Source organism: Candidatus Pseudothioglobus sp. uisw_070, from assembly GCF_059512545.2.
This window is the reverse complement of sequence record NZ_CM183456.2, coordinates 1,789,629-1,807,517: the sequence shown is the minus strand read 5'-3', so window position 1 is coordinate 1,807,517 and position 17,889 is coordinate 1,789,629. Positions and strand designations below refer to the sequence as shown.

The 17,889-nt window shown below is 35.6% G+C and carries 22 protein-coding genes; 14 read left to right on the top strand and 8 right to left on the bottom strand.

Annotated features, from left to right (window positions below; all coding sequences use genetic code 11):
* Positions 1 to 145 precede the first annotated feature (145 nt).
* Positions 146 to 1,036: an EamA family transporter gene (locus tag AC5YGD_RS09135; protein WP_496141516.1), complete on the top strand. Its 891-nt coding sequence runs from the start codon at positions 146 to 148 to the stop codon at positions 1,034 to 1,036.
* 31 nt (positions 1,037 to 1,067) lie between these two features.
* Here AC5YGD_RS09135 and AC5YGD_RS09130 read toward each other — a convergent pair whose 3' ends face one another.
* The 7 genes from AC5YGD_RS09130 to AC5YGD_RS09100 all read right to left on the bottom strand — a co-directional run bounded on the left by AC5YGD_RS09130 (position 1,068) and on the right by AC5YGD_RS09100 (position 7,028).
* Positions 1,068 to 1,448, bottom strand: coding sequence for a carboxymuconolactone decarboxylase family protein (locus AC5YGD_RS09130; protein ID WP_496141515.1), 381 nt, complete (start codon positions 1,446 to 1,448; stop codon positions 1,068 to 1,070).
* 30 nt (positions 1,449 to 1,478) lie between these two features.
* A complete protein-coding gene (locus tag AC5YGD_RS09125) occupies positions 1,479 to 2,948 on the bottom strand; it encodes an aldehyde dehydrogenase family protein (protein WP_496141514.1) in 1,470 nt (489 codons plus the stop codon).
* A gap of 12 nt (positions 2,949 to 2,960) precedes the next feature.
* The gene (locus AC5YGD_RS09120; RefSeq protein WP_496141513.1) at positions 2,961 to 3,998 is read right to left on the bottom strand and encodes an LLM class flavin-dependent oxidoreductase; all 1,038 of its coding nucleotides are present in this window, start codon (positions 3,996 to 3,998) and stop codon (positions 2,961 to 2,963) included.
* Between the two features lie 11 nt (positions 3,999 to 4,009).
* A complete protein-coding gene (locus AC5YGD_RS09115) occupies positions 4,010 to 4,957 on the bottom strand; it encodes a flavin reductase family protein (protein WP_416677989.1) in 948 nt (315 codons plus the stop codon).
* Positions 4,954 to 5,805 (bottom strand): alpha/beta fold hydrolase, encoded by an 852-nt coding sequence (locus AC5YGD_RS09110; RefSeq protein ID WP_502319132.1) that lies wholly within the window; start codon positions 5,803 to 5,805, stop codon positions 4,954 to 4,956. Before AC5YGD_RS09110 ends, AC5YGD_RS09115 begins: the two co-directional genes overlap by 4 nt.
* A gap of 281 nt (positions 5,806 to 6,086) precedes the next feature.
* Positions 6,087 to 6,701, bottom strand: coding sequence for an aspartyl/asparaginyl beta-hydroxylase domain-containing protein (locus AC5YGD_RS09105; RefSeq protein ID WP_496141511.1), 615 nt, complete (start codon positions 6,699 to 6,701; stop codon positions 6,087 to 6,089).
* Between the two features lie 18 nt (positions 6,702 to 6,719).
* Positions 6,720 to 7,028, bottom strand: coding sequence for a hypothetical protein (locus tag AC5YGD_RS09100; protein WP_496141510.1), 309 nt, complete (start codon positions 7,026 to 7,028; stop codon positions 6,720 to 6,722).
* A gap of 223 nt (positions 7,029 to 7,251) precedes the next feature.
* Between AC5YGD_RS09100 and AC5YGD_RS09095 the strand changes: the two genes are divergently transcribed.
* The 4 genes from AC5YGD_RS09095 (at position 7,252) to AC5YGD_RS09080 (ending at position 9,635) form a co-directional block, all read left to right on the top strand.
* On the top strand, positions 7,252 to 7,614 hold the full coding sequence (locus AC5YGD_RS09095; RefSeq protein ID WP_496141509.1) for a hypothetical protein: 363 nt from the start codon (positions 7,252 to 7,254) through the stop codon (positions 7,612 to 7,614).
* A gap of 79 nt (positions 7,615 to 7,693) precedes the next feature.
* Entirely contained in the window at positions 7,694 to 8,116 is a 423-nt protein-coding gene (locus tag AC5YGD_RS09090; protein ID WP_416695432.1) for a hypothetical protein, read from the top strand.
* Positions 8,117 to 8,150: 34 nt separating this feature from the next.
* Complete coding sequence (locus tag AC5YGD_RS09085) at positions 8,151 to 8,576, top strand: DUF4174 domain-containing protein (protein WP_496141508.1); 426 nt, start codon at positions 8,151 to 8,153, stop codon at positions 8,574 to 8,576.
* A gap of 621 nt (positions 8,577 to 9,197) precedes the next feature.
* A complete protein-coding gene (locus AC5YGD_RS09080) occupies positions 9,198 to 9,635 on the top strand; it encodes a hypothetical protein (RefSeq protein WP_496141507.1) in 438 nt (145 codons plus the stop codon).
* Positions 9,636 to 9,706: 71 nt separating this feature from the next.
* Here the strand turns inward: AC5YGD_RS09080 and grpE are convergent, their stop codons facing one another.
* Positions 9,707 to 10,249 (bottom strand): nucleotide exchange factor GrpE, encoded by a 543-nt coding sequence (gene grpE / locus AC5YGD_RS09075; RefSeq protein WP_496141506.1) that lies wholly within the window; start codon positions 10,247 to 10,249, stop codon positions 9,707 to 9,709.
* Between the two features lie 65 nt (positions 10,250 to 10,314).
* Here grpE and AC5YGD_RS09070 point away from each other — a divergent pair, with 65 nt between their 5' ends.
* From AC5YGD_RS09070 to atpG, 9 genes are all read left to right on the top strand, one after another.
* Positions 10,315 to 11,133, top strand: coding sequence for an NAD(+)/NADH kinase (locus tag AC5YGD_RS09070; protein ID WP_496141505.1), 819 nt, complete (start codon positions 10,315 to 10,317; stop codon positions 11,131 to 11,133).
* 12 nt (positions 11,134 to 11,145) lie between these two features.
* Complete coding sequence (recN, locus tag AC5YGD_RS09065; RefSeq protein ID WP_496141504.1) at positions 11,146 to 12,807, top strand: DNA repair protein RecN; 1,662 nt, start codon at positions 11,146 to 11,148, stop codon at positions 12,805 to 12,807.
* Between the two features lie 150 nt (positions 12,808 to 12,957).
* Positions 12,958 to 13,299: an ATP synthase subunit I gene (locus AC5YGD_RS09060; protein ID WP_416651972.1), complete on the top strand. Its 342-nt coding sequence runs from the start codon at positions 12,958 to 12,960 to the stop codon at positions 13,297 to 13,299.
* A complete protein-coding gene (gene atpB, locus AC5YGD_RS09055; protein ID WP_496141503.1) occupies positions 13,299 to 14,123 on the top strand; it encodes a F0F1 ATP synthase subunit A in 825 nt (274 codons plus the stop codon). Before AC5YGD_RS09060 ends, atpB begins: the two co-directional genes overlap by 1 nt.
* A gap of 36 nt (positions 14,124 to 14,159) precedes the next feature.
* The gene (gene atpE / locus AC5YGD_RS09050) at positions 14,160 to 14,393 is read left to right on the top strand and encodes a F0F1 ATP synthase subunit C (protein ID WP_416651967.1); all 234 of its coding nucleotides are present in this window, start codon (positions 14,160 to 14,162) and stop codon (positions 14,391 to 14,393) included.
* A gap of 34 nt (positions 14,394 to 14,427) precedes the next feature.
* On the top strand, positions 14,428 to 14,898 hold the full coding sequence (locus AC5YGD_RS09045) for a F0F1 ATP synthase subunit B (RefSeq protein ID WP_416686934.1): 471 nt from the start codon (positions 14,428 to 14,430) through the stop codon (positions 14,896 to 14,898).
* Positions 14,899 to 14,907: 9 nt separating this feature from the next.
* Positions 14,908 to 15,456 (top strand): F0F1 ATP synthase subunit delta, encoded by a 549-nt coding sequence (locus AC5YGD_RS09040; RefSeq protein WP_496141502.1) that lies wholly within the window; start codon positions 14,908 to 14,910, stop codon positions 15,454 to 15,456.
* 21 nt (positions 15,457 to 15,477) lie between these two features.
* The gene (gene atpA / locus AC5YGD_RS09035) at positions 15,478 to 17,019 is read left to right on the top strand and encodes a F0F1 ATP synthase subunit alpha (protein ID WP_496141501.1); all 1,542 of its coding nucleotides are present in this window, start codon (positions 15,478 to 15,480) and stop codon (positions 17,017 to 17,019) included.
* A gap of 6 nt (positions 17,020 to 17,025) precedes the next feature.
* A complete protein-coding gene (atpG, locus tag AC5YGD_RS09030; RefSeq protein WP_416677977.1) occupies positions 17,026 to 17,889 on the top strand; it encodes a F0F1 ATP synthase subunit gamma in 864 nt (287 codons plus the stop codon).

Here is a 17,889-nt window from a genome sequence, read left to right as displayed (position 1 = left end):
TATATATTATAGTCTAATCAAAGTTTTGCTCGGGTGACGTTTCTTGGTTGCCATAGAGCTATTTTGTTTAAAATCGATTCTTGATTAATTATTTAAGTCATTTTAATTAGTGATTTATTAAGTAAATGAATTTTTGGTGTTTTTTATGAAAAATCTTACTTTAAGTCCCCGTTTGATTCCATGGCTATTTGTTTTGATATGGAGTACAGGCTTTGTGGCTGCAAAATATGGCCTTCCATATGCAGAACCTTTTACTTTGTTGTCTTACCGTAATGGCCTTACATTAATAGTGCTATTTATAATTATGCAAGTTAAGAAAAGCATTTGGCCAAGTTCTGGCATGGCATTTATTCACTTGATGGTAACAGGTTTATTAATTCATGGAGTTTATCTTGGTGGTGTTTTTCAAGCTATTAAGTGGGAAATACCTATTGGACTTACGGCTATGATTATTGGACTTCAGCCACTAGGAATGGCCTTTATTGCAGGAATAATTCTCCATGAGAGGATTATAAGAAAACAATGGATAGGTTTAATAATAGGGTTTTTAGGGCTATATTTGGTTTTATTTGAAAAGTTTGATTTAGCTATTGAGGGATTTTTTACTGGTTTTTCTTTTCTGTCAGTTTTAGCTGTCTTTGGGTCGCTAGTTGGTATCTCTCTTGGGACTATTTATCAAAAGCGATTTTGTAGTGATATGGATTTAATTAGTGGAACTTTGATTCAATACCTTGGTGCTTTTATACTATGCATTATTATGTCCCTTTGTTTTGAGACTGGTGATATTCATTGGACTAATGCATTCATGATTACCCTAGCTTGGCAGGTCTTTGGCCTATCAATCGGTGCAGTTCTATTATTAATGACAATGATAAAGCAAGATGCTTTAGCAAGAGTTGGTAGTTATTTTTATCTAGTTCCAGCTCTTGTTGCTATCCAAGCTTGGTATTTATTTGATGAAACTATGAACTTTATCTCAATAATTGGGGTTTTATTAATAGTATTTGCAGTCGCAATAGCTAGCTCAAAAAAATAAAGATTCTAAAGTAGTACGTTAATAAGTTTATTTAAAGCTCACCAGCATCCTCTAAAACTTTTCTTGCAATTTTAAAACACTCAACTCCTTGAGGAACTCCGCAATAGATTGCAATAACATGGAGTATTGATTTAATCTCATCCTTACTTACTCCATTCGTTAAAGCTCCTTTGAGGTGGATTTCCCATTCATCCATTTTTCCAAGGGCAGCAATCATTGTTAGATTCATCATAGACCTAGTTTTTTCATTAATGGTGTCATCACCCCATCCAAAGCCCCAGCACCATTCAGTCATTTGTTTTTGAAAGTCTTTGTTAAAATCATCAGCGGCCTCTAGGTTTTTTTCTACATAGTCACTTCCAAGGGTTGCTTTTCTCTTTGATAAGCCTAGTTCGAATAATTCTTTGTCCATTATTTACTCCGTTAATTTTTTAAAGATTATTTATCTCATTATAAAAGGATTGCTCATTGGTTCAGAAGAGGTATTAATCCAGGTTGTTTTAGTTCTAGTGTATTCATGAATAGCATCTATGCCAGCCTCTCTGCTACCACCACTTTGCTTCACTCCACCAAAAGGAGCAATAGGTGATATTGCACGATAAGTATTAATCCAAACAATCCCAGACTGTATTTTTTCACTAACGCGATGAGCTCTTGCTAGGTTTTCAGTAAATACTCCTGCACCAAGACCATAAGCAGAGTCATTTGCCATCCTTATGGCTTCTTCCTCAGTGTCAAATGCAATGACACTTATTACTGGTGCAAATAGTTCTGTTTTAACGCAATCAAATTCCTGATTAGGACAATCAAGTAGAGTAGGCTCAAAGTACCATCCTTCTTTTTTATGACTTGGCTTGTTCCCTCCAAAAATAAGGCTAGCTCCTTGCTTAATAGACTGTTTAACAACGCTTAGCGCTCTTTCGACCTGATGTTTTGTGGCAAGAGGACCAATCTGTGTATCACTATCTAAGGGGTCACCAACTATAATATTTTTTGCGCGCTCTTTAATCTTGTCAACTATTTTAGAGTGTATTGATCTTTGAATAAAAACGCGCGAGCCAGCAACACAGCTTTGCCCAGAAGCTCCAAAGTTTCCTGCAATAATGCCATTTACTGCCCCATCAATATTGCAGTCTTCAAATATTAGCATGGGTGATTTACCACCAAGCTCAAGACTTACATGAGCAAAGTTTTCAGCACTATTCCTAACAATATGTCTCGCAACTTCAGTGCCTCCAGTAAAAGCAATTCTCGCAACTTTTGGATGCGTAGTTAATACACGCCCACAGGGCTCTGCAAAGCCAGTTATGATATTTATAACTCCAGGAGGAAAGCCACTTTTTTCAACCAATTCAGCAAATTTAAATAATGCAGCTGGGGCCTGCTCCGACGCTTTTACTACTAGTGTATTTCCAGCAGCTAAAGCAGGAGCTATTTTCGTTGCTGAAAGGAAGAGTTGAGCATTCCAAGGAACAATAGCAACAACAACCCCAATAGGTTCACGGGTTGTAAAAACACGCATATCAGGCTTGTCAATAGGAAGAACTTCTCCCTGTATTTTGTCTGCTAGGCCCGCATAGTAATAGTAGTAGTCAGAAACATAGCTGGATTGAGCGCGAGTTTCAACCGCTAACTTTCCACTATCCCTAGTCTCGAGATCACCTAATTCGCTAGCATGTTCAGAGATTAAATCACCAAGCCTATGAATTAACTTACCTCTTTGAGTGGGGGTAAGGCTTGACCAGGCAACATCATAGAGTGCTTTATGTGCAGACTCTATAGCAAAGTTAGACTCATCTTCTGTCGCAGATGGAAAGGTTGCCCATGGCATACCATTTGCAGGATTAAGAGTCTCAAAGCGCTCTGATCCAGAACTAAACTTACCATTAATGTAATGTTTAAAGTGCTCCATGTCCCATCCTCTTTAAGTAAATTCAGGCATCACTTTTTCAATAAAAAGCTCTAAAGATTTCTTTTTCTTTTCAAAGCTCATGCTACTATCAATCCAGTAACTATATTCGTCAAAACCAAGATTCTCGCAAAACTTAATACGCTCAATAACTTTATCAGGAGTTCCTATAATACTATTTTGACGCATTTTTTCAGGTGAGTACATTTCAATCTTAGACATTTCTTCTTCCGTAAGTTTCTCAATAAGCCCTTGATTAATAGGTCTTTCATTTTTAAACCATGCACCAAAATAACAGTAGAATCTAGATATATCTTTAGCGCCTTGAACAACTTCTTCTTCACTCTCACCCACAAATGTATGGCGTAATACCATTATTTTTGGACGCTCTATATCTTTAAATTTCTCACAGGAGTTATTGAATTTTTCCATCAATGAGACAACCTCATCATCACCAAGCCATAGAGGAGTTACTTGAACATTGCAGCTCTGCTGAACTGCAAAGTCATGAGAATGTTGATCCCTTGCTGCAATCCAAATGGGCGGGTGAGGGGATTGAAGGGGTTTTGGTGAGCTAGTAGTTTTTGGGAAGGACCAGTGTTCTCCTTCACCTGTGTAGTCACCTCTCCACAAGCCCTTAATTGCTGGGACAATCTCTCTCATAGCGCTTCCAGCTGAAAAAGGATCTATACCATCTGCAAGGCGGTCATACTCAAAAGAGTAAGCTCCTCGAGCTATACCAATTTCAAGTCGACCACCTGAAATAATATCGGTCATTGCCGCTTCTTCAGCAAGTTTTATTGGGTGCCAAAAAGGAGCAATAATTGTTCCAGTTCCAAGCCTAACATTCTTTGTTTTGTTGGCTAAATCAGCTAGATTTACAAATGGATTTGGAGCAATAGTGAAGTTCATGCCGTGATGTTCACCAGTCCATATTGTTTTGAAACCTGACCTATCAGCTATTTGACATAACTCGACATACTCCTCATACAAGCGCTTTTGCGACTGCTCCTCATCTATTCTTTCCATTTGTATAAATAAAGAAAAATTCATATTAATAGCTCCTACACATTTTGATTAGTTTTACTTATAGCCTCTACATTGCCTTCACTTTCCTTACCCACAAATACTCCGAAAGCATTTAAATCTCTTTCTGCAATATAGCGTTTAAGCATTATTCTACTTGCATCATCAGCTAGAAGTTCAAACGGTATTGAATCAAATTCATAGAATTGTCCAGTAGTTATAGATGAGCCATCTTCGACTTTTGTGCGGTAATATATAAGACTAGTTTTATCATCATTATTTTCAAATACTGAAAATAGATAGTGTTCATTAATATGTATTTTTTGCTTTTGGAGACTTCCAAGAAGACTTTCTTCGTCAGAAGTTGAACCCAGTCTTGAAGCATTTGGGAAATAAAGCATTCCAGTTGTTTGATCTGTAAGAAGAAATATTTTTTTTCGCCATTCAATTAACGCCCCAACAATTATTTTTGTGTTTTTATTTTCCATTGCAAGGAGCATTTTTTGTTCAAGTCCAAGATTAACATAATTTCCTCGTAAATAAACCAGTGGGGTTTGTGGATTGTATCCAAACTCCCTTACCTTACCAATAAGAATAAGGTGATCACCACCCTCTATAATATTATCCGTATCACAATCAAACCAGGCAACTGAGTCAGATATGATAGGGCTTCCTGTAGTTTTTGATTTCCAAGAAATATTTTTAAAGCGATCAGTTTCAGGGCTTGCAAAAGTGGTTGATATATGTTGCTGACTTTCAGAGAGAACACTAACTGCAAAACTTCCACCTTTAGAAAACGACTCTATGTTGAAAGACTCCTTGTCAATACATATCAATATTAATTGAGGCTCTAACGACACTGAAGTGAAAGAGTTCGCAGTAAATCCTACTGGACTTCCATCTTTATCTTTGGCTGTAACCACAGTTACCCCTGTTGGAAAAGAGCCAAGTGCTTGTCTTAGATCCCGTGTTTCTTCTGTTTTCATTTAGTAGTATTGGTAGTGTTATTAAGAAAATGTTCTATTATTGAGTTAACTTTTTTTGCCGATATATATGCCATCATATGCGCCTCACTTTCAATGGACTCACTCCAGCTATTTGGAGTTTCTTGAGCCATTTGTTCAGACATTAGCGAAGTAGAATTAGGGTCTTCACTCCCGGTTAAGTATAAAACAGGTGGTTGTAAGTTTGAAAGATTATTTACAAAAACTCGATCAGATGTAGCAAATAAATAGTAAGCTTCTGCGTAAGCTTTTGGCGAGGTATTGTTAAGCCAGCTTCGAACATTATTAATCTTCAGTAAATCATCAGGGCTGGTTTTGTTTTTAAACCACCTTTCAAGTGTTTGACTAATATTAGTTATTTGTTGAGATTTAAAGACATCTTTAGCCCTCATAATTACATCATCTTGGGCTTTTTTAGTTCTCTTAAAGACAATATTTATGGGAATGAGTGTGTCAACTTTTCTAGGATATTTTAATGCGAATGCAACCGCAATAATTGCCCCCATTGAGTGTCCAATTAATGAAAAGTTTGTAACTCCAATCTCATTAACAAGATTGTATAGTTGAGTTACATAGTCTTCTAGGGTGAGTTTGTCCTTTTTGAGCACGCTTTTTCCATGACCTAAAAAGTCATAAGTTATTACGCGATAATCTTTTGAAAAATGTTCAACTTGAGGCTGCCATATTTCTCCACACATTCCAATACCATGTATAAAGATCAATGTAGCAGGTTCGTCTCCAAAGATTTTGTAGGCTGTACCATCTTTATCAAAAAGAGAGGGGATATCTGAATAATTGCTTAATTCAAGGTCTTTCACAAGCCAGTCCATTTATAAATGTTTGTAAAATATTCTTACAGGGCACACACCTTTTTCTCTCACTGCCTGCCGACTTGAGTAATAAGAAATATAGAGTATTAAATGTTATGTGTCAAGGGACAAAAATATGCGATTTTTTTTAAGAATATGGCTTATTATCTAAAAAAAATTACTTAATATCTAAAAAAATGATTAAAAAATGGTAATTTGACTATTTTTGTATATAAAAACATTGTTATTAGTTAAAGAATAGCTAAAAATAGCTCATTTTTATGAAAATTAATGTATTTAAATCAAAAAATACCCTTAAATAGTGTTTTTAACTCATCATTTACGAAGCAATCTATAACTAGGTGGTACCTATCAATATTGCTATTATTGCTTACAGAATGATGTTTCGTAACGTCAAGGTAGTAATAGTGGCCTGTTTTGAGATGAAATAACTTGCCTTTTAGATCATTTTCATTTTCATAAAAAGTAAAAATAACATCATTATTGGTCCTAATAGGAATATGAAGCCTGGCAATCTTTTTATTTTTAATATCATCATCTATATTGTCTGTATGCTTTTTAAGAGTCTTGCCTGCAACTAATTTTGTAAATCGAATTCTCTCAAAATTACAAGGTAGCTTAGAGATCATCTCACTTATTGGCTTCATAATAGGTTCATTGAATAGCGAAGTCCACTGCAACTGAGTGTCAACTTCTACCTTTGTATCTACAAAACCTGGTTTAAATATATCTGATGCATTTGAGCCAAACCCATGAAGTGATAATGCTGTCCAAATATTATTGTTTTTATAAGGCGCTATTTGAGTTAACAGTTGAAAATTCATTCCATCGAGGTAATGCGCAACACCCGATAAATCACCCTCATAGGGCTCTATTGGAATTCTTAAATTATGCACTTAATTCTATTACGATTTTTAGTTGTTAGTATGTGTCGATATGCCTAGTGAAGTTCCAGCAAGAACTTTGTCTGAATCGGACCCATCAAGAACCCAGCCATTTGTTAGCATTCTTGTCATGTATTGTTTGTTATATAGGAAACTTACAATAATTTGCCAAATACCACCAGTTACTATCGTGAAAAGAAGATGAAGCGCCCCAACACCTAATTCACCTCTAAACAATGGAACAACCCAACCAAAGATGAGATATGTCCAACTATAACCATAAAAACCTGTCTTCACCATTCCACTTTGAGTGTGCTTAATATTTATTTTTGTTGCCATTTTATATTTCTTCACTTGAAAATATCACTAAATTATATTTCAATATAAACACAGAATGTACAAAAGTACCTCAGAAATAACTGAATTGAAGGCCTCTTAAAGTAGGACATTCTGCCAGTCTAAAACTGTGTTGTGAAATCAAGGGTTTTTTCACCACTAATAAGGCCATTTTTGTAAATGGATTTTTTGCCACATATTTTTTGTGTCCTGTAACATTTTGCAAATGAAAAACTTTACAGTTACTTACTATGTAGAAAATCATGAAGAGGTGGATTTTGTTACATATGATTTTGATGCAGAAAATTTAGAGACACTTCAACTTCAACTTCAACAAAGTGAAGGGGTTTCTCAAAGATGGTGGAAACATTTCTACACTCAACACTTAGCACCTGATCAAACGACTAGTCTTGATGATATTACTGATTGGGGTTATTTTTATATTGAAGATACAGATGGTAATGTGGCGTTTTGCAACAATGATGAGTATCTTGAGCTACTTCTTAAAGATAAACAAACATTTATTAATAAGTTAATAAAGAAGAATATAACAAATCCAGTAGTCGTTCATCAAAGTAAGAAGAGTTAAATCCAGTTGTATTTTTGACTGAATGATTTTGTAAGTTGGAGACACCTAACAAAGTCATATTTATAATAAAATAAAAATTATGATGAATAACTTTGTTAAACACTCAATAATTAGATTTGTTACAAAAGAATTGACAACGATTATTGATGACACTAAATCATCAACCTATAACTTTACTAAGGTCAGAACAAACTTTTCAGATGATTCCTTTAATATCACTAGAGTTGACGGAATGTTTGAAGGATCATTACATATGTTGATTCACAGAATTATGTACGTAGAAAAACACTATCTGAGGTTTTTAGATTCTGAAATGATGAATGAAGTTGAAGAAGATCCACATTCAAGATGGTGGGTTGATCATGATCATGAGGATTATGAAAAGATTGATGAATTTTTATCTGATATTTATTATGATTGTATCTTTAATGTTTACGAGTACCTAACTAATGACATTGGTAGTGATGTCAAGGATGAATTTAAAGATTATTTAAATCTTTAATTTAAAGTAAATTTACATTTAGATACAATAAGTAATGAAGAACAGGATAAAAGTATTATGCCTATTGTTAACTTTGTTAATGTTTCCAATGATGAGTAATTCAAGTGTAAAAATAAATTTAGAAGAATATATTAATTCATTTTCATGGGATAAAAGAATAGTCCTCTTTATCACAAAAGATATTCATTTCATTAATGAAACTGACGATTTTTTTAAAACAAATAGTTGTGAAAATGAAGAAAGAAATTTGAAGTACATTAGAATTGTTGGAGATGATATTAATAAATACATTGTTCCAGATAGATATAAGAATAAATATGGACTTTGGTTAATTGGTTATGATGGTGGCGATAAATCATATTCAAATGACGCCTCATTACTAAAAGAAATTCACAATATTATTGATACAATGACAATAAGAAAGAGTGAAATGATTGAACAAAATGAAAAATGTAATTAAGGTTTTGTTACAGGATTACTTTTAAAAATGTTTTAAAATGATTTTTGACCAGTTGGAGTAGGGGTTGTAGAGGGGTCGGTTATTGTACGACTATGACTAAACGGTCTTAAACCCCCGTAGTAAAGTAAATCTTTGCTGGACACTTGTTAGACACTTTTCAAGCAAACCCTCGCCACTGACTTGGAGTAGGTATTGTAACTTTGACACTTTGTTAGACACTTTTTGTTTTTTCGTAGTTACGGAATTCTATTTAGCATATTCTATAATCCCCCTAATTCGATGCTATTTTTAAAAATTCAAAATAGAGAAGATTAATGTATATAATTAGTTTTTTTTAAGTGAGAGGCATTAGACACTTACCCTTTTAGGGAGGTTGGTAGTAATACTAACTAAAGCGGATGCAAACGCTGATTCTGCCAGCAGCGTTTAACAAAATAATACAGAATAAGTTCTATTACTTATACTCGCAGTATTTTAGGGTGTTGCCCATAAACAACAGGGTGTAAGCCCCTAGAGAGTATAAACTGCATACTCCAAAAATTTAAAATTATTACATTTCAAAATAATGTAATAAAACGTGCATACGTATGCACTTTTTTTTATGATTCTTAAGGAGTTGAAGTGGTTCGATTTTATAAAGTAATATTCTTAATAATCTTTACTTACCCTGCTTTTGGGGTAACACTTTCAGTAAACTCAGTATGCTCTGATACTAGTCAATCATATAATTTTGATTCTTATGATTACAACCAAGATTTAAATATTAGGATCTCATCATTTTCTTATCAACCTGATTATGTCTTTGTGCGAGTTTTTAATAAAGATAATGCAGATATAGTTATTGAAGATAATGCAGATAATGCAGATAATGCAAGCACAGTTTGTATATCAAAAGAGGGCAGAACGATCAAAATGTTAAATTATGAGTTTGGTGCTGACTTAATTATTATCATTTCAAATAATTCAATTAACCCTGACTTTACTATTTTTTATGATTCTCAAATTTTAAGTTTAGACGAGGCAATAGCAATATCAGTCTTTCAAGAGATACTTAGATAGTGCGTTTTTGTTAGATACTTGTTAGACACTCAAAAAAAGTATAGTTAAATCAATGACTTAAAAGAGTTAATTTACTGTACGACTATTACGAGTGCTGGGCGGACTAATCGACCATTTAAAGTAAATCCAACTTGGATAACCTCTAAAACAGTGTTTGATATTTTGTCTGGCATCGGCGCCATAGTTACCGCCTCATGAAGTTCTGGGTTAAATTTTTCATCAACAGGGTTTATGGCCTCAACTCCAAACTTTTCAAGAGTTGACATAAAAACTTTATTTGTAAGCTCAATTCCTTCAATTGTGTTTTCTAGAGTTGCATTTTCATCCATTGCTAGCTTAAGTCCCATTGAAAGAGAGTCGTTGACCTCTAATAGGGCTTTAACGAAACCATCAAGCGCATATTTATGGGCATTCTCAAGATCTTTTGATGTACGCCTCTTAAGGTTTTCCATCTCGGCTTGGGAGCGTAAAAGCTTGTCCCAATTATCTTTTGCAGACTGCTGTGCCTCTAAAAGCTGAGTTGCTAAATCTTCATTTTTGTTATCATCAAGTACATCTTCTTGAACCTCATTAGAGGTATCATCTTGAGTTTTTTGTTCTTTCTTTTTTGTCATTTTTTAACCAAACTAATGTATATTTAACATGTTATGTAGTTACTTTTTAGTATATTTCAAGGCCTATGTTTAATTCTATTGGCGTTATCTGTAAACCAAACGATTTTACCAGTCAAAAAACTGCTCTGGAGCTTGGTGTTCTCCTTAAAGATCTTGGTGTTATTTTGTTAGAGGATCAACAAGACTTTGAGAAAAATGCTGATCTAATTATTGTTGTCGGTGGAGACGGTACCATATTGAATACCGCAAGAACTTATGTAGACTTCAATATTCCTATACTTGGAGTTAATTTAGGACGTCTTGGTTTTCTAGCCGACGTTTCAGTTGACTCGATGTCGCCAGTAGTTAGTGCGGTTCTAAATGGTGAGTTTATTAAAGAGAAAAGATCTCTTTTAAGCTGTCAAATTGAACAAAAAGGCAAAGTATTGTCAAAACATCTAGCATTTAATGAGGTGGTAATTCATAGGAATGAAACTCCAAGAATGATAGAGTTTGAACTGAATGTTGATGGAGACTTTGTGAACACTCAGAGGGCAGATGGAATTATAGTTACCACACCTACTGGTTCTACTGCTTATGCACTTTCTAGCGGAGGCCCAATTATGCACCCGAGTACAAATGCGATTTGCCTAGTATCAATCAGCCCTCATACAATGAGTCATAGACCGTTCATTCTTGATGGCGAAAGTGAGGTATTGATTACTCTTTTAGATTGTAACGATAGTGCAACAATTAGCTTTGATGCTCAGTCCTCAGTTCATGCATCAGAAGGCGCTGCTCTTAGAGTGAAGCAACATGAAAATTTTGTCCATCTAATTCATCCAAAAGGTTACGACTATTTTGAAATTATCAGGTCAAAGCTTCATTGGGGCCAAAAAGTTTAATAAATTAAAGATATGCTTGAGCACTTACATGTAAAAAATTTAGTTGTTGTCGAAGACTTAAGTGTTGAGTTTAAGTCTGGCATGACTGTTGTGACTGGGGAGACGGGTGCAGGTAAATCAATCTTAATTCAGGCATTAAGTTTAGTTGCTGGAGGGCGTTCTGATTCCTCTCTCGTTAGGAAAGGCGCAAGTAAGGCTGAAATTGTGGCTACATTTAGTTTGAATTCTGGAACCGAGCTTCAAACTTTTTTAGAGGACTTGGATTTAGAAAATGAGAATGAATGCATCTTACGAAGAGTTATTGCTTCGGATGGAAAGTCTCGTTCATACGTCAATGGCTCTAATGTGCCTTTATCAACACTAAAAGATATTGGCAGTTTTTTGATTGATATGCATGGCCAAAATGAGCATCAGCTGTTACTTCGAGCGAACCATCATCGCTTGCTACTTGATGATTATGCCGGCACTCAAAAGCAGTGTGAAGAGGTAAATAATATTGTCAACAATTATCAAGTGGTCAAGAATGAGGTTGAAGACTTACAAAATAATAACTCTCTCCTTGCAGCCCAAAAAGAGTTAATAACCCATCAACTGAATGAACTTATTCAGGCTGAAATGACTCAGGATGAGTTAGATAATATTGAGGATGACTATAAAGTCTCCACAAACGCAAGCGAGCTTGTTGAAAAAATTTCTAAGATAATAGACTCTCTTGACAACGAATCAGGCGTTAATAATGTGTTAATTGAAAGTGAAAATATTGTTAATCAGTCGAAAGAGCTTGATTCGCGGTTAGACACAATACATTCATTACTGGCAAGTGCCCAGCTTCAAGTTCAAGAAGGAATTTATGACTTGACAGATTACCTCGGTAAAATTAGCAGCCAAGAAGATAATTCAGTTCAACTTAGCTCTAGAATTAATGAGCTTCATGAGCTTGGTCGTAAGCATAATTGTCAAATTCAAGGGCTACTTGAGGCACAATTAGCTTTGCAAGAAAATCTTAATATGTTAGGCTCATCGAGCGATAAGATAAATGAGTTATTACTAGCGCAAAGTAAACTTGAGAAAGAATATTATGCTAAGTCAAAGTTATTGAGCGCTGAAAGGGTAATTGCTAGCAAATCTCTTTCAAAAGAGGTTACAAGCTTAATGCAAAAACTTGGAATGCCTGGGAGTGAAATTACTTTTAGCATTAACTCTTCTGAAGGATCTGTAAGGCTTAATGGTATGGAGGAAATTATCATTCTTACAAAAACTAACGCTGGGCAGGATTTTAAACCACTAGGTAAAGTAGCCTCGGGTGGAGAGTTATCAAGAATATCTCTAGCACTTTCAGTTGTCACAAGTAAAACTGAGCTCACCCCATCAGTTGTATTTGATGAAGTCGACGTAGGTATCAGTGGATCAGTTGCTGAAATTGTTGGCCAAATGTTAAAAAAATTATCAAATCGATATCAAATTATTTGTGTAACGCACCTTGCTCAGGTCGCAGCGCAGGGACAAGATCATATGAAGGTTGTAAAAACGCAAAAAAATGGCTCAACTTTTACCCAAGTTGCAAGCCTAAGTCCGAAAGAAAGGACGGACGAAGTGGCAAGAATCTTAGGTGGGATTACAATCAGTGATAAAACTCGAATAGCTGCTGAAGAGATGATAAATTCAAGCTCTTAATCAACTAAATCTTTTTTGAAAATAAGCTTTAATAAATTGCGTAAATTAATTTTGCTTCACAGTAAATAAATTGTCTTTGTAGGACTTGACTATTAAACATTAAATTGTATAATATTTCGTTTGTGCATAGTCAGGGTGAATATCGAAAAAGTGAAATCAATAAGCTCACTTATTCAATACTTTCTCCTAGCTTTAATTGTTGTTTTTTATGCCACTGATGGTTTTGCAGTTGCTGCCTTTTATGGTGCCTTAGTAAGTTTAAGCAATACCTGGATATTTAATTGGTATACAAAAAAACAAAAAGCATTGGTTGACGCTGATGCACAAAAAAGCTTTAGGATGGCGATCAGCAGCAGTATCAGTAGGATGCTCTCTCTAATCCTACTAGCTTTAATTGGACTTGGTTTTTTAGAACTTGAGCCCGCAGCTCTCTGTTTGAGTTTAGTTGTTGGTCAGGTAGGATTTATATTAGATAGGTTAAGGCAAAAATAATGGCAAGTGGTGAACTAACATCTGGCGCTTATATTAAGCACCATTTACAAAATTTAACTTACGGAAAATTTCCAGATGGTCATTGGGGGTTTGCTGAAAGTGCTTTAGAAGCAAAAGAAATGGGTTTCATGGCTTTCCATGTTGATACTCTTGGATTTTCTTTTGTTTTAGGCGCGCTATTTTTATTCTTTTTTGCTAGAGCAGCAAAACGTGCTTCTATTGACGCTCCAAGTGGGTTTCAAAATTTTGTAGAAAGCATTATTGAATTTATTGATGAAAATGTACGTGGTTCTTTCAGTGGTAAAAACCCTATGGTTGCCCCTCTTGCTTTAACGACATTTATTTGGATAATCTTAATGAATACGATGGATTTAGTGCCTGTTGATTGGCTTCCATCTCTAGCTGTTGCTCTAGGTATTGATTTCCTTAAGGTGGTTCCAACAACCGACCCTAATGCTACATTCGGAATGTCTATCGGTATTTTCATATTAATCCTTTACTACAGTATTAAAGAAAAAGGCCTTGGTGGATTTGTAGGCGAACTAACGCTCCATCCTTTTGGTAAATGGATGTTGCCTTTTAACTTCTTTTTAGAAGGGGTGAACTTACTGGCAAAGCCAGTTTCTCTTGCATTACGTTTATTTGGAAACATGTATGCAGGTGAAATGATCTTCATTCTAATCGCACTGTTGCCATTCTGGATTCAGTGGAGCCTGTCTTTACCGTGGGCTATTTTTCATATCTTAATTGTATTACTTCAGGCATTTATCTTTATGACTTTAGTAATTGTATATATGGATATGGCGCACCAAAAAGAGCATTAATTTTTTTTAAACAGTTTTTATAAGTAGGAGTAAAAAATGGAACAAAGTATATTATTTTTAGCAGGATCTATCTTAATGGGTTTAGGTGCATTAGGCGCTGCTGTAGGCATCGGTATTCTTGGCGCTAAATTCATTGAAGGCGCTGCGCGTCAGCCGGAACTTATTCCAATGCTAAGAACACAAATGTTTATTGTTATGGGACTTGTTGATGCGGTACCTATGATCGCAGTTGGTATATCAATGTATATATTGTTTGCGGTTGCTGGATAAATTGTATTCTTTTAATAATTAAGGGTATTAAGTTATGAACATTAACCTTACACTCATTGGGCAAACAATCATGTTTGCCATGTTTGTCTTGTTCTGCATGAAGTTTGTTTGGCCTCCACTCGTTGAGGCAATGGCTGCTCGCAAAAAGGCAATCGAAGATGGATTAAAAGCTGCAGAACTTGGAAAAGAAGAGCATGCTTTAGCCCAGAAAAATGCTGAAGATCTAATAGAAAGCACTAAAACCCAAGCGGCTGAAATTATTGCAAACGCTGATAAACAAGCTAATGGAATGATTGATAAAGCTAAAGGCACAGCTTCTGAAGAGGCTGATAAGATTAAAGCACACGCTAAGTCTGAACTAGACCAAGAGGTTGTGAAGGCACGTAATGAGCTTAAAAATCAAGTCTCAACTTTGGTTATGCAGGGAGTCAACTCAGTTTTAGAGAAAGAAGTTGATGCTAAGGCACATAAAGATATGCTTTCTAAGTTGTCTAAATCACTCTAGGACGGTAGCATGGAATTATCAACAATTGCCAAGCCATACGCTCAAGCGATTTTTGAAATTGCTGAACAAAGTAACTCTGTTTTAGGATGGAGTGACTTTTTAGCTGCTGCTACTGTAATTATGGCTGATAAAAATACAAAGACTTTTATTGCATCTCCAAGCAAAAGTAAAAATCAAAAATTTGATTTAATTTCTGCTTTAATTGCAAGAATGACTTCAAAAGATTTAAGTAAACAAGAGTCGGCTTTTATTAATCTTGTTTTAAACAACGATCGTTCGAGTGCAATTAGCAGTATAGCTAATGCGTTTGAATCGACAGTTTCTAATGCTAACAAGAGCAAGAACTTTAAAGTTATTAGCGCTTATGAGCTTAGTGAAGACGAACAAAAAGCAATCGTTAAAGATTTAACAAGTAAACATAAAACAACTGTATCTGTTGAAACTGAAATTGATGTGACCCTTAAAGGCGGTGTCATTATTAAAGAAGGTGATAAGGTAATTGATACATCAATTAAGGCAAAAGTAGATGCTCTAGGCGTCTCCTTGTCTGTAAATTAATTTTATAAAGAGAGGTTAGTTATGCAATTAAATGCTTCTGAAATCAGTGATTTAATTAAAAAAGAAATAGAGGGGTTTGACTTTTCAGCTGAAGCTCGCACAGAAGGCACAGTAATTAGTGTAAGTGATGGAATCGTTCGTATTCATGGTCTAGCAGATGCTCAGTTTGGTGAGATGCTAGAATTTCCAGGAAATACTTTTGGTTTAGCGCTTAACCTTGAGCAAGATTCTGTTGGTGCAGTTGTATTAGGTGACTACCTTCATATTTCAGAAGGCGACACTGTTAAGTGTACAAATCGAATTATGGAAGTGCCAGTTGGTAATGAGCTGCTTGGACGCGTTGTTAATCCTCTTGGAGTAGACCTAGAAGGTAAGGGAGAAATAAAAACATCTATCACTCGCCCAATTGAGGTTGTTGCTCCTGGTGTTATTGAAAGACAATCAGTTGACCAACCAATTCAAACTGGTATTAAGGCGATTGATGCAATGGTGCCAATTGGACGTGGTCAGCGAGAACTTATTATTGGTGATCGCCAAACTGGAAAAACTGCCGTTGCAATTGATGCCATTATTAATCAAAAAGGTACAGGCGTTAAATGTATCTATGTTGCAATTGGACAAAAGGCGTCTTCAATTGCTACTGTAGTTCGCAAGCTTGAAGAGCATGGAGCATTAGAGCATACTATTATTGTTGCTGCAGCCGCTTCTGACTCTGCAGCTCTTCAATATATTGCTCCTTACGCTGGATGTGCAATGGGCGAATATTTCAGAGATCGTGGCGAAGATGCACTAATTGTTTATGATGATTTGACAAAGCAAGCGTGGGCATACCGCCAAGTATCACTTCTTTTAAAGCGCCCACCAGGACGTGAAGCATATCCAGGTGATGTATTCTATCTTCACTCTCGTTTATTAGAAAGAGCATCAAGAGTTAATGCGGAGTATGTAGAAAAAGTAACAAATGGAGAGGTGAAAGGTAAGACAGGTTCTTTGACAGCTCTTCCTATAATTGAAACTCAGGCTGGAGACGTTTCGGCGTTTGTTCCAACAAATGTAATTTCCATTACAGACGGTCAAATCTTCTTAGAAACAGACCTATTTAACTCTGGTATTCGACCAGCAATTAACGCGGGCCTTTCAGTTTCTAGAGTTGGCGGTGCAGCACAAACTAAAATTGTTAAGAAGCTTGGTGGTAGTATTCGCCTTGACTTAGCACAGTATCGTGAATTAGCTGCGTTTGCTCAGTTTGCATCTGATTTAGATGCTGAAACTAAAGCTCAAATTGATCGAGGCATACGCGTAACCGAACTAATGAAGCAAGCACAATACTCCCCTCTAAATGTTGCTGAAACTGCGACGTCACTTTTTGCTGCTAATTCTGGCGCACTAGATGATGTTGAGGCGAATAAAGTTGTTGCATTTGAAGGCGCACTTTTAGCTTATATGAATGCTAATCAGGCTACATTGATGGCATCTATTAATGAGTCTGGCGACTACAATGATGATATATCAGCAAAACTTCAAGCTGCTATTGATGACTTTAAAGCTAACAATACCTGGTAGAAAGATATGGCAGTAGGCAAGGAAATTAGAACACAAATTTCGAGTATTAAAAATACTCAAAAGATTACTTCGGCCATGGAAATGGTTGCCGCTTCTAAGATGAAGAAAGCGCAAGATAGAATGCTCGCTTCACGTCCGTATGCTGAAAAAATTCTTAATGTTATTGGACATCTGACTCATGCTAACTCTGAGTTTAAACATCCATATATGACCTCTTCAGAAGAGAAAAAGCGTGTAGGAATTATAGTTATTTCAAGTGATAGAGGGCTTTGTGGTGGTTTAAACACCAATTTATTTAGAAGCCTTTTAAAAGATATAGCTGCTTTGCAATCAGATAAAGTTGAGGTTGAGCTTTGTACGATTGGTAAAAAAGCAACTTCATTTTTTAAAAATACTGGACTTAAAATTAACTCTGTTCTTACTGATATTGGTGATAAGCCTCAATTTGATGATCTTTTAGGTACTATCAAAGTAATGCTTGATCGCTATGACTCAGGTGAGATTGATCAAATCATGATTGCTTATAATAAGTTTGCAAGTGCAATGACACAAGTCCCAACTGTCAAGCAAATTGTGCCAATGGAGGTTACTGATGAAACCAGTAAGGATCACCACTGGGACTATTTATATGAACCAGATGCAGAGAGTGCACTAAGCGCACTATTAGTTAGGTATATCGAAGCATTAGTTTATCAAGGAATTGTAGAAAACATTGCTTGTGAGCAATCTTCTAGAATGATAGCCATGCATAGCGCAACAGAAAATGCAGGTGATATGATTGATGAGCTACAATTAATTTATAACAAGGCAAGGCAGGCAGCTATTACTCAGGAAATATCTGAGATTGTAGCAGGCGCTGCTGCTGTTTAA

What these genes read in the sequence shown, in the direction of transcription:
- AC5YGD_RS09135 (WP_496141516.1), top strand. Translation starts at nt 146, where the DNA reads ATGAAAAATCTTACTTTAAGTCCCCGTTTGATTCCATGGCTATTTGTT.
- AC5YGD_RS09130 (WP_496141515.1), bottom strand. Translation starts at nt 1,448, where the DNA reads ATGGACAAAGAATTATTCGAACTAGGCTTATCAAAGAGAAAAGCAACC.
- AC5YGD_RS09125 (WP_496141514.1), bottom strand. Translation starts at nt 2,948, where the DNA reads ATGGAGCACTTTAAACATTACATTAATGGTAAGTTTAGTTCTGGATCA.
- AC5YGD_RS09120 (WP_496141513.1), bottom strand. Translation starts at nt 3,998, where the DNA reads ATGAATTTTTCTTTATTTATACAAATGGAAAGAATAGATGAGGAGCAG.
- AC5YGD_RS09115 (WP_416677989.1), bottom strand. Translation starts at nt 4,957, where the DNA reads ATGAAAACAGAAGAAACACGGGATCTAAGACAAGCACTTGGCTCTTTT.
- AC5YGD_RS09110 (WP_502319132.1), bottom strand. Translation starts at nt 5,805, where the DNA reads ATGGACTGGCTTGTGAAAGACCTTGAATTAAGCAATTATTCAGATATC.
- AC5YGD_RS09100 (WP_496141510.1), bottom strand. Translation starts at nt 7,028, where the DNA reads ATGGCAACAAAAATAAATATTAAGCACACTCAAAGTGGAATGGTGAAG.
- AC5YGD_RS09095 (WP_496141509.1), top strand. Translation starts at nt 7,252, where the DNA reads ATGAAAAACTTTACAGTTACTTACTATGTAGAAAATCATGAAGAGGTG.
- AC5YGD_RS09090 (WP_416695432.1), top strand. Translation starts at nt 7,694, where the DNA reads ATGATGAATAACTTTGTTAAACACTCAATAATTAGATTTGTTACAAAA.
- AC5YGD_RS09085 (WP_496141508.1), top strand. Translation starts at nt 8,151, where the DNA reads ATGAAGAACAGGATAAAAGTATTATGCCTATTGTTAACTTTGTTAATG.
- grpE (WP_496141506.1), bottom strand. Translation starts at nt 10,249, where the DNA reads ATGACAAAAAAGAAAGAACAAAAAACTCAAGATGATACCTCTAATGAG.
- AC5YGD_RS09070 (WP_496141505.1), top strand. Translation starts at nt 10,315, where the DNA reads ATGTTTAATTCTATTGGCGTTATCTGTAAACCAAACGATTTTACCAGT.
- recN (WP_496141504.1), top strand. Translation starts at nt 11,146, where the DNA reads ATGCTTGAGCACTTACATGTAAAAAATTTAGTTGTTGTCGAAGACTTA.
- atpB (WP_496141503.1), top strand. Translation starts at nt 13,299, where the DNA reads ATGGCAAGTGGTGAACTAACATCTGGCGCTTATATTAAGCACCATTTA.
- atpE (WP_416651967.1), top strand. Translation starts at nt 14,160, where the DNA reads ATGGAACAAAGTATATTATTTTTAGCAGGATCTATCTTAATGGGTTTA.
- AC5YGD_RS09045 (WP_416686934.1), top strand. Translation starts at nt 14,428, where the DNA reads ATGAACATTAACCTTACACTCATTGGGCAAACAATCATGTTTGCCATG.
- AC5YGD_RS09040 (WP_496141502.1), top strand. Translation starts at nt 14,908, where the DNA reads ATGGAATTATCAACAATTGCCAAGCCATACGCTCAAGCGATTTTTGAA.
- atpA (WP_496141501.1), top strand. Translation starts at nt 15,478, where the DNA reads ATGCAATTAAATGCTTCTGAAATCAGTGATTTAATTAAAAAAGAAATA.
- atpG (WP_416677977.1), top strand. Translation starts at nt 17,026, where the DNA reads ATGGCAGTAGGCAAGGAAATTAGAACACAAATTTCGAGTATTAAAAAT.